This is a genomic window from Loktanella atrilutea, from assembly GCF_900128995.1.
GTDB lineage: Bacteria > Pseudomonadota > Alphaproteobacteria > Rhodobacterales > Rhodobacteraceae > Loktanella > Loktanella atrilutea.
In genome coordinates this window covers 76,465-85,400 of record NZ_FQUE01000011.1, presented here as the reverse complement: position 1 = coordinate 85,400, position 8,936 = coordinate 76,465, and the positions used below count along the sequence as shown (strand labels likewise).

8 protein-coding genes and 1 pseudogene are annotated in these 8,936 nt (G+C 62.7%); 3 read left to right on the top strand and 6 right to left on the bottom strand.

The window, feature by feature from the left end; all coding sequences use genetic code 11:
• Positions 1-404 (bottom strand): annotated as a pseudogene (locus BUA54_RS17455) (type II secretion system secretin GspD); the annotation flags it as partial.
• 386 nt (positions 405-790) lie between these two features.
• Here BUA54_RS17455 and BUA54_RS17450 point away from each other — a divergent pair.
• Positions 791-1,981 (top strand): penicillin-binding protein activator, encoded by a 1,191-nt coding sequence (locus tag BUA54_RS17450; RefSeq protein ID WP_084114515.1) that lies wholly within the window; start codon positions 791-793, stop codon positions 1,979-1,981.
• A gap of 69 nt (positions 1,982-2,050) precedes the next feature.
• On the opposite strand, the gene BUA54_RS17445 is transcribed toward BUA54_RS17450, so the two are convergent.
• From BUA54_RS17445 to BUA54_RS17425, 5 genes are all read right to left on the bottom strand, one after another.
• Positions 2,051-2,485, bottom strand: a complete 435-nt coding sequence (locus BUA54_RS17445; protein ID WP_178352777.1) for a MarR family winged helix-turn-helix transcriptional regulator — start codon at positions 2,483-2,485, stop codon at positions 2,051-2,053.
• 100 nt (positions 2,486-2,585) lie between these two features.
• Complete coding sequence (locus tag BUA54_RS17440) at positions 2,586-3,644, bottom strand: ABC transporter ATP-binding protein (RefSeq protein ID WP_072858549.1); 1,059 nt, start codon at positions 3,642-3,644, stop codon at positions 2,586-2,588.
• Between the two features lie 3 nt (positions 3,645-3,647).
• Entirely contained in the window at positions 3,648-4,424 is a 777-nt protein-coding gene (locus BUA54_RS17435; RefSeq protein ID WP_072858548.1) for an ABC transporter permease, read from the bottom strand.
• Entirely contained in the window at positions 4,421-5,287 is an 867-nt protein-coding gene (locus BUA54_RS17430; RefSeq protein WP_072858547.1) for an ABC transporter permease, read from the bottom strand. The genes BUA54_RS17435 and BUA54_RS17430 overlap by 4 nt, the downstream gene beginning before the upstream one ends.
• A 65-nt stretch (positions 5,288-5,352) precedes the next feature.
• Complete coding sequence (locus BUA54_RS17425) at positions 5,353-6,456, bottom strand: ABC transporter substrate-binding protein (protein ID WP_072858546.1); 1,104 nt, start codon at positions 6,454-6,456, stop codon at positions 5,353-5,355.
• 217 nt (positions 6,457-6,673) lie between these two features.
• Between BUA54_RS17425 and BUA54_RS17420 the strand changes: the two genes are divergently transcribed.
• Both BUA54_RS17420 and eutC read left to right on the top strand, forming a co-directional pair.
• On the top strand, positions 6,674-8,065 hold the full coding sequence (locus tag BUA54_RS17420; RefSeq protein ID WP_072858545.1) for an ethanolamine ammonia-lyase subunit EutB: 1,392 nt from the start codon (positions 6,674-6,676) through the stop codon (positions 8,063-8,065).
• A complete protein-coding gene (eutC, locus tag BUA54_RS17415) occupies positions 8,062-8,853 on the top strand; it encodes an ethanolamine ammonia-lyase subunit EutC (protein ID WP_072858544.1) in 792 nt (263 codons plus the stop codon). The genes BUA54_RS17420 and eutC overlap by 4 nt, the downstream gene beginning before the upstream one ends.
• Positions 8,854-8,936 lie beyond the last annotated feature (83 nt).

Sequence of the window (8,936 nt, the reverse complement as noted above, 5' to 3'; positions counted from 1 at the left end):
GCCTCTGCCGACGGGAGGCGGTCGAGGCGAAGCATCTCTGTCACGACATCCTGTGCGCCAACGGGCGTGTTATCATCCGGACCGCTGACGGTACGTTGTTCGGTCTCCGGCACGACTTGCCAAACCGTCCCGGACTGCACTGCCACGAACCCGCGGGCTCTCAGGATCGACTGGAACAGCGACCATACGCCGACCGCATCCAGCGCCTCGGCCGACACGACAGTGACGTTGCCGGTCAGTGCCGGGTCGAGGATCAGCGTTCGCTTTGTGATGTCGGAAATCTGCTCTGCCAGCACGGCGATGTCGGCATCGCGCAAATTAATGGTATAGGTGTCCGTCTGGGCCCGCAGGGGCGCCGGGGGCAGCGCCAGCATTACGGCAATCAGGGCGATCAGACGGATCATTGCTGGGACCGGTACGCCATGTTGCGCCCCTCGCGGCTGATCTTGACCCGAGCCATGGCTGGTTCGGCGACCCCAAGAAAGAGGGCACGATCATTGTCGACATTGCCGACGGGCTGGCCGTCCACCGTTCTCACCAGATCCCCTGCCTGTGTTCCGCGCGGCTAGCTCCGCTGTCATCATTATCAATTATTCTATAGGCATCATCGCGAGCCACCAAAGCAAATTCATTCAAGAGGTAATTGCGGATTGCCGTGATACGTGTGTGCCACAGGTCGAAGTCGTCCTGCGATCGCCCGTACTTTGGCGGGCATATCGTGAAAGTATCGGCTTGTGGTGTCAGAGGTCGCAGTAGCGTCGCAAAGGGCGACACAAAAAGCTGTGACTTGATGTTGCGTCGTGTCAGGGTCGGAGGAGGGGTAGGCGGCATCACGGCCTTGCCGCAATACAGATCAGGGCGATTTGACATGCTGGTTTCAGAAAGGCAATCCATCGTCATTCCATCCGCGCGATTGGGGCGTCGGGGGTTCTTGAAAGGACTTTGCGGAACATCCGCCCTTAGCGTGCTCGGGGGATGCGGCACGCTGAGTAGCGAACCTTCGCTGCCGCCGGTCGGCACCGTCGGCCAGGCGGCGTTTCTGGCACCACTGTCGGGACCGCAGTCGGCTGTCGGGCAAATGATGCGGGCTGCTGCAAGCCTTGGCGGCAACGACATCGGGCCGGGTGCCGAGGTCGCGGTCTACGATTCCGGCGGAACGGAGGAGGAAGCGGTGACTGCCGCCCGGGCCGCGGTGGCCGGCGGTGCGCGGATGCTACTGGGTCCGCTGCTGTCGGGGCAAAGCCGCGCGGTTGCGGCTGCCGTGGGGCGCGTTCCCGTGGTTGCGCTGACCAACGACAGCAGCGTCGCAGGCGGTAACCTTTTTGTATTTGGCATCACACCGTTGCAATCGGCCCGCGCGGTGATCGGCTTTGCCGCAACGCGGGGCAAGCGCCGGATTGGCGTCGTCGTCCCCTCGACAGAATTCGGGCAGTTGCAGTCCACCGCTGCCGCGACGGCCGGGGCTGCGGTCGGCGCAACCGTTCTTGCACCGGTCGTGACGGATACGTCCGCCGATCTGATTTCACGGCTTGGCCATGACGGTGCTTTGCCTAACGCCGTCTATCTACCGATCGTCGGCGGCGCCTTTACCGAGCAAGCTGCCGTTCTGAAGGCAGCCGGCGTGCAGATCCTTGGGTCGGATCAGTGGTCGTCGATCATCCCCTACCGCACACCGGCGCTGCTGGATGCCTGGTTCGCGGCGCCCGATCCGATCCGCTACGAAGCCTTTGCGCTTGCGTTCGAGGAGCAGTCAGGCGGAGAAGCCGGCGTTCTCGCCGGCCTCGCTTTCGATGCGGTCGAGATGGCGCGCCTCCTCGGTCGGCTAGGCCAGCAAGACCGTGAGGGGCTGCTGCGCGACGGTGGCTTCGATGGTGTGCTGGGGCCATACAGGTTTACCGATGCCGGCCAGTGTGACCGGGCGCTAGCGGTGCTGGGGGTCCAGCAGGGCGCCACCGTCCTGATTGGCGCTACCGGAGGTTGACGCTATTCAAACCGGTTGCGACGGTCCGTGCCACCGGCTCGGCAAGGGGCTGACTTGCGCCAATCCCGCTTAGGCTTGAGACTTTTCCAGATTGGCGATCAGCTGTTCGATCAGGCGCGTTGCGGCGCGGATATCGTCGGGGTCGATACCGTCGAAGGCCTGACGACGAATTCCCGCGCTGAAGGTCGCGATCTGGTCCGCTTTTGCCCGGGCGGGTTCGGTCAGGTAGATACAGCGCACGCGTTTATCGCCGTCCATCTGGCGACGTTCGACGAAATCCGACTGCTCAAGCTTATCAAGCAGGCGGTTCAGGGTAGGGGTCTCGATCTGCAGGTCTTCAGCCAGTTCGGTCTGGGTTAAACCTTCCCTCTCTTGAATACGCTGCAGTGCGCGGGCCCGCGACAATGTCATGTCCAGGCTCTTTGCCTCGGTATCGTAGCGCTTGCGCATGTCGCGCAGAAACTTGAAAGATAGGTCGAGGAAACGGCGGCGTTCGTCTGACACGGTCATACCATTCGATGTGCAACGATTAGGCAGCTAACTTCCTTGCGGCACCTTTCAAGAGCCTGTGAATGCGTCTGAACCGCGAAGACCCAAGCTGGAACTAGCCGGCCAGCACGACCATGCCGCTGTGCGGCAAGCTGATCGTCACCTCTGATCCGACGGCGGGCGGGGGCGTTTCTGACCTGTTGAAGGTGTCCAGTGTCAGGCTCTGTCGCCCCAGATCGGCGGTAATGCGGATGATCGCGCCGAGGAATTGAACCTCCGTAATGCGGCCGGTCAAGGTCACGTCACCCGGCTGACCCGCGCCGAGCGTTGCTGACTCCGGGCGCATCGCCAAAGCGACGGGGGTACCCGCCGCGGCCTTCACCTGTCGGTTCAGCACGACCTGCGTGTCGCCCATACGGACGGTGCCGGTCGCAGGATCGGTCAGGGTGGCGTCGAAGGTGTTGAGCGTTCCGACGAAGCCCGCGACGAAGCGCGTGGCGGGGGTGTTGTAGATCTCGAACGGCGTGCCGATCTGGTCGGCACGGCCCTGTGTCATCACGACGACGCGATCTGACATCGACAACGCCTCTTCCTGATCGTGAGTGACGAAGATCGTGGTGATGCCAAGCCGCTGCTGGATCGCGCGGATCTCGCGCCGCAGGCTGGCGCGTATCTTGGCATCAAGCGCCGAAAGCGGCTCGTCCAACAAAAGCACCTTTGGGCGCACGGCAAGCGCGCGGGCGAGGGCGACGCGCTGCTGCTGGCCGCCGGACAGCTGGAACGGATAGCGTGCGCCAAGGTCACCAAGGCCGATCAGGGTCAGCATCTCCTTGACCCGGTCGGCGGTTTCCTTCTTGTCGATGCCGGCGACCTTCAGCCCGAAGGCCACGTTCTGCGCGACGGTCAGGTTGGGAAACAGGGCGTAGGACTGAAACACCATGCCGATCTTGCGCTGATTGGACTTCAGTCGCGTGACGTCCTGACCGTCGATGCTGATGGTGCCGGCGGTCGGATCCTCGAATCCGCCGACCATGCGCAGCACCGTCGTCTTGCCGCAACCCGACGGACCCAGCAACGACACGAACTCGCCCTTGTCGATGCTCAGGTTGAAGTCCTTCACGACATGGTTCGCGCCGAAGGACTTGTCGAGGTGGGCCAGTTCCAGAAACGCCATGCATCAAGCTCTTTTATGTTTGGACAGACGGCTGACCATCTGGATCAGACCCATGCAGGCCCAAGTGATCGCGAATGCGATGACAGCCAGCGCTGCGGGTTCGTAGGCTCGGTTGGCGCCAAGGATCTGCATGTAGGGACCAAAGGCGGGGCGGTCGAGCAGCGCCGCCATGGTGAATTCCCCGATTACGATGGCCAGTGTCAGAAAGGCACCGGACAGTACGGCGCTCAGTACATTGGGCAGGATCAGCGTCGCCATGATGCGGAACCAGCCGGCGCCGAGGCTCTGCGCCGCTTCGGTCAGGGTGGCGACGTCGATGCTGCGCAGCCCGGTGTCGACAGCGCGGTACATGTAGGGCAGGGCGAGCGTCGCATAACCGAACATCAGCAACAGGTTGGTGCCCGTGACAGAACCGGTCAGCGGTAGCCAACCCGACGTATTGTATAACCTGATGTAGCCGAAAACCACGACGATGGCGGGAATCACGAGCGGCAGCAGGGTGACGAACTCGACCACCGGCCGCATACGCGGCATCTTGAGTTGCACCCAGTAGGCGGTCGGCACAACCAGCAGCACGCCGAAGACGATCGTCAGCAACGCCATGATCAACGAATAGGCAAATGTCGCTTGAAATTGCGGGTCTGCCATGACGACGCGGTAGGCATCCAGCGAATAGACGCCGCGCCGCATGGACAGCGAGAACTCCGTCATCCCGATCATCGGCATCAGGAAATACAGGCACCCAGAGATGATCGCGGCCCAGGCGGCGAAGCGGGTCATTTTAACCACCTCTCTGCCCGCAGGCGCAGCACGATATAAAGCGTGTTGGCCGCCCCGGTGATCAGAATCATGCCGAAGGCAAGTGCGTAACCAAGGTTCGGATTGCCCAGCACGTCGCCCCTGATCTGCGCGTACAGCAGGATCGGCGCGATGTTCAAAGATGGGCCGGTCAGGGCGATTGCAGTGGCAACGGCGCCAAAGGCATTGGCAAAAAGCAGCGCCATGGTGCCAAGGATCGACGGGAACAGGATCGGCAGCGCGACCATCCGCCAGTACTGTAGCCGGGTCGCGCCGAGGATGTCTGCCGCCTCGCGCCATTCGCGCTTCAATCCTTCCAAAGCCGGCGTGATGATCAGGATCATCAACGGGATCTGGAAGAACAGGTATGTGATGATCAGGCCCCAAGTGCTGAGCAGGTTCCAGCCGTACATACGCAGGTTGATGCCCCACTCCGTGCGCAGATACATCGTGATTAGGCCCGCCGGACCGATGGTGGCGATGAAGGCAAAGGCCAGCGGCACGCCGGCGAAGTTGGATGCGACACCGGAGAAAGTCATCAAAGGGCTTTTGACACGGCGACTGATCCCGCCCAGCGTCATCGCCGCAGCCATGGCAAAGCCGATCAGGCAGCCCAGCAGCGCGGACAAAAAGCTGACCTTGATCGAGACCCAGTAGGCCGAGAGGATCGTCGGGGTATTGAGGTCAAGGATATTCTGAAGGGTGAAACCGCCGGCGGGGGTACGGAAGGCGCCGATCACAATGAACAGTGTGGGTGCAATCAGGAAAAGACCAGTGAACAGCATGAAGGGCACAAGGCCCACCCATTTCTGCGCCGTATCAACGATTGCCACGTGTCGCGCCATCAGGGCCCGCCCTCGAAAAAGCCTCTTCCGGAGACATCCGGAAGAGGCGTTGTCATGTCAATCGCTTACTGGACGTTCGCGCCGACTGTGCTGTCCCAGCCTGCCACGACGGCGGCATTGTTCGCGTTTACCTGATCAAGGGTCGGGAACACGGCAGCCTCATAGCTTTCGGCCGGCGGCAGGGCTTCCATCAGGTCCTGCGGGATCGAACCGGCCTTCGCGAGGTCGTTGAACCGGATCGGGTGGCAGTAGCCGGCCAACCAGCCGAGCTGACCTTCGTCGGAGTAGAGGTATTCCATCCAGAGCTTCGCCGCGTTTGGCTGCGGCGCGCGGGCACTGATCGCCTGCACGTAGACACCTGCCAGAACGGCGTCAGAGGGTACCACCACCTCGACCGGCGGGTTGCCATTCAGCGTATCGCGGGCGGCCAGGCCGTTGTAGTCCCACTGAATTACGATGGGCGTTGTGCCTTGGGCCAGCGTGCCGGCCTTGCCGATGACGGGGACGAAGTTGCCCATCTTGTTCATCTCGGCAAAATATTCGAGACCGGCCTTCGCCGCGGCCTCCCCCGGCTCTGCGCCTGTCGACATGCCGGCGGCCATGACGGCGAGGATCGCCTGGTTCGACGCGCGGGGGTCACCGGCAAGCGCGACGCTGCCTGCATATTCCGGCTTCAGCAAATCCGCGAAGGACGTCGGCACGTTGTCCACCAGATCGGTGTTCACGAGGAACGACATGACGCCGTAGTAGTCGCCGTACCAGTTGCCGTCGGCATCCTTGGCGCCATCGGGGATGCTGTCCCAGGTCGAGACCTTGTAGGGCTGGATTAGTCCCTCTTCCATCGCGGCGGGACCGAATGACAGGCCTACGTCGATCACGTCGGGCGCCTGCGGCCCGGTGTTGCCCTTGTTGGCGCGGATCGCCTCAAGCTCGTCTGCAGACCCTGCATCGGGGTTCAGCTCGTTGACCTCGATATCGGGATACTTCGCCTTGAAGCCGTCGATGACACCGCCATAGCCGCACCAGTCGTGGGGCAGGGCGACCGTGGTCAGGCGGCCTTCCTTGTTGGCGGCGGCGACCAGTTCGTCCATCGTCTGGGCTTGCGCCAGCGGTGCGAACAGCACGGAAACGGCGCTGACGGTCGTCAGCAGTGTGGTTTTCGAGATCATGGAAAACTCCGATCATGATTGCAGCGGAACGTGTCGGCAGCCGTTAACCGGGCCGTATGACAATGGTGTGACCACGTTAGCCGGGCTACTCATTAACGCAAGCAGAAGTCTGGGGCGCCTTGGCCAAAGGTGCCTCTCGGGAAGCTTTTCGTCATCTCCGGGCCTTTTCGTCTGCCGTGCGACATGTAGGGTGGATGCAAACAGGGATCCGGATGCCATGTCCTATCGATCTACCGTCGGCGGCCACGTCTTCATCTTCGCCACGCTGACAGAGGTGATGGCAAAAGCAACGCCCGACCGGGCCGGCGACCGTTTGGCCGGGGTCGCGGCCCGTACGGCGCGGGAAAGGGCGGCGGCGCAGACGGTGCTGGCGGATCTGCCGCTTGCCACCTTCCTGACCGACGCCCTGATTCCCTACGACAGGGACGCCGTCACCCGCCTGATTGTCGATACCCACGATGCCGCAGCCTTCGCGACCATCGCCCATCTGACGGTCGGCGATTTTCGCGACTGGCTGCTGTCTGACATCGCCACGACACCCGTCCTGACCGCCATTCGCCGCGGCATCACGCCTGAAATGGCGGCGGCTGTCGCCAAGATCATGCGCAATCAGGATCTGATCCTCGTAGCTAAGAAGTGCCATGTAACCACTGCGTTTCGCGGGACCATCGGGTTGCCGGGCCGCCTGTCCACACGCATCCAGCCCAATCACCCGACGGACGACGTGAACGGCATCGCAGCCTCGATTCTCGACGGGTTGATGTATGCGGCCGGGGATGCTGTCATTGGCATCAATCCCGCGACCGACAATGTCGCTCAGGCCAGCCGCCTGACGCATCTGATGGCCGAAATCATCGAACAGTATGCCATCCCCACCCAGTCCTGCGTGCTGACCCACGTGACCAACACGCTTGAATGCATCGAAGGCGGCGCCCCCGTCGATCTGGTGTTCCAGAGCATCGGCGGCACCGAAGCCACCAACGCCTCCTTTGGCTTCACCCTGTCGGATCTGGCCGAGGCGCAGGATGCCGCCCTGTCGCTGAACCGCGGCCATGTCGGGCAAAACGTCATGTATTTCGAAACGGGGCAGGGGTCGGCCCTGTCGGCGGGGGCACACCACGGCCTCGACCAGCAAACTTGCGAGGCGCGAGCCTACGCCGTCGCACGCCACTTCGACCCTTTGCTGGTCAACACCGTCGTCGGCTTCATCGGGCCGGAGTATCTGTTCGACGGGAGAGAGATCGTCCGCGCGGGGCTGGAGGATCATTTTTGCGGCAAGCTGCTGGGCCTGCCGATGGGATGCGACGTCTGCTATACCAATCACGCCGACGCGGATCAGAACGACATGGATACGCTGATGACGCTGCTGGGCGTGGCGGGCGTGACCTTCATCATGGGGATTCCGGGGGCGGATGACATCATGCTGAACTATCAAACGACATCCTTCCACGACGCGCTTTACCTTCGCCGTGTGCTGGGGGTGAAACCCGCGCCGGAGTTCGATGATTGGCTGGGGCGCATGGGCATCATGGACAGCACCGACGGATTTCGGCTGCCGGGCGGCGTCCCAGTTGGCTTCGCCCGCAGTCTGGCGCGGTTGCAGCCATGACTGGTCAGCCCCCCCTGACCGAAGATCCTTGGCGCCTTCTGCGCCGCTTCACCGATGCTCGGATCGGACTGGGCCGGGTCGGTGTCAGCCTGCCCACGCGAGAGTTGCTGGCGTTCCAGCAAGCCCATGCAGAGGCTCGCGATGCGGTGCACCTGCCGCTGGATGTGAAAGCGTTGACCGCCGAGTTGGCGGGGATAGAGGGGCTGCCCCCCGCCATCGCCTTGCGCAGTCGTGCGGTCGACAGGGACGACTACCTGCGCCACCCGCCGAAGGGCGGCATGCTCATGTCAGAGGATGCAGAGTCATTGCGAGCCGAGGCGCCCGATCTGGCGCTGGTCATCGCCGACGGGCTGTCATCGCTGGCGGTTCAGCGTAACGCTGTGCCGTTCCTGCAGGCTGTCGTGCCCTTGCTGTCCGATGTGCGGATTGCCCGACCGGTAATCGTGACGCAGGCTCGTGTTGCGGTCGGGGATCATGTCGGTGCGTTGCTGCGCGCCCGCGCGGCCCTCGTGCTGATCGGCGAGCGTCCGGGATTGTCCTCGCCGGACTCACTGGGCCTTTATTTCACGTGGATGCCAGAGGTGGGGCTGAAGGACGCGCGGCGGAACTGCATCTCGAACGTGCGGCCCGCGGGTCTGGATTTTGCCCGCGCCGCGTCAAAGACCGTTTATCTTTTCCGACAGGCGCAAGCGTTGAACCTCTCCGGTGTCGCGCTGAAGGACCGGGCGGACCATGTTGGCAACCTTGCCAGTAGCACGCGCACTTTTCTCTCGCCGCCAGCGCCCTGAGTTTTCACAGATCATTCGACACTATTCCCAAGCAATTTCCACTCATGGTCAAAAACCTCATTGCGACACTGCTCAATTCCATA

Coding starts and splice junctions, on each gene's coding strand:
- BUA54_RS17425 (WP_072858546.1), bottom strand. CDS start 6,456: ATGATCTCGAAAACCACACTGCTGACGACCGTCAGCGCCGTTTCCGTG.
- BUA54_RS17440 (WP_072858549.1), bottom strand. CDS start 3,644: ATGGCGTTTCTGGAACTGGCCCACCTCGACAAGTCCTTCGGCGCGAAC.
- BUA54_RS17430 (WP_072858547.1), bottom strand. CDS start 5,287: ATGGCGCGACACGTGGCAATCGTTGATACGGCGCAGAAATGGGTGGGC.
- BUA54_RS17420 (WP_072858545.1), top strand. CDS start 6,674: ATGTCCTATCGATCTACCGTCGGCGGCCACGTCTTCATCTTCGCCACG.
- eutC (WP_072858544.1), top strand. CDS start 8,062: ATGACTGGTCAGCCCCCCCTGACCGAAGATCCTTGGCGCCTTCTGCGC.
- BUA54_RS17450 (WP_084114515.1), top strand. CDS start 791: ATGTTGCGTCGTGTCAGGGTCGGAGGAGGGGTAGGCGGCATCACGGCC.
- BUA54_RS17435 (WP_072858548.1), bottom strand. CDS start 4,424: ATGACCCGCTTCGCCGCCTGGGCCGCGATCATCTCTGGGTGCCTGTAT.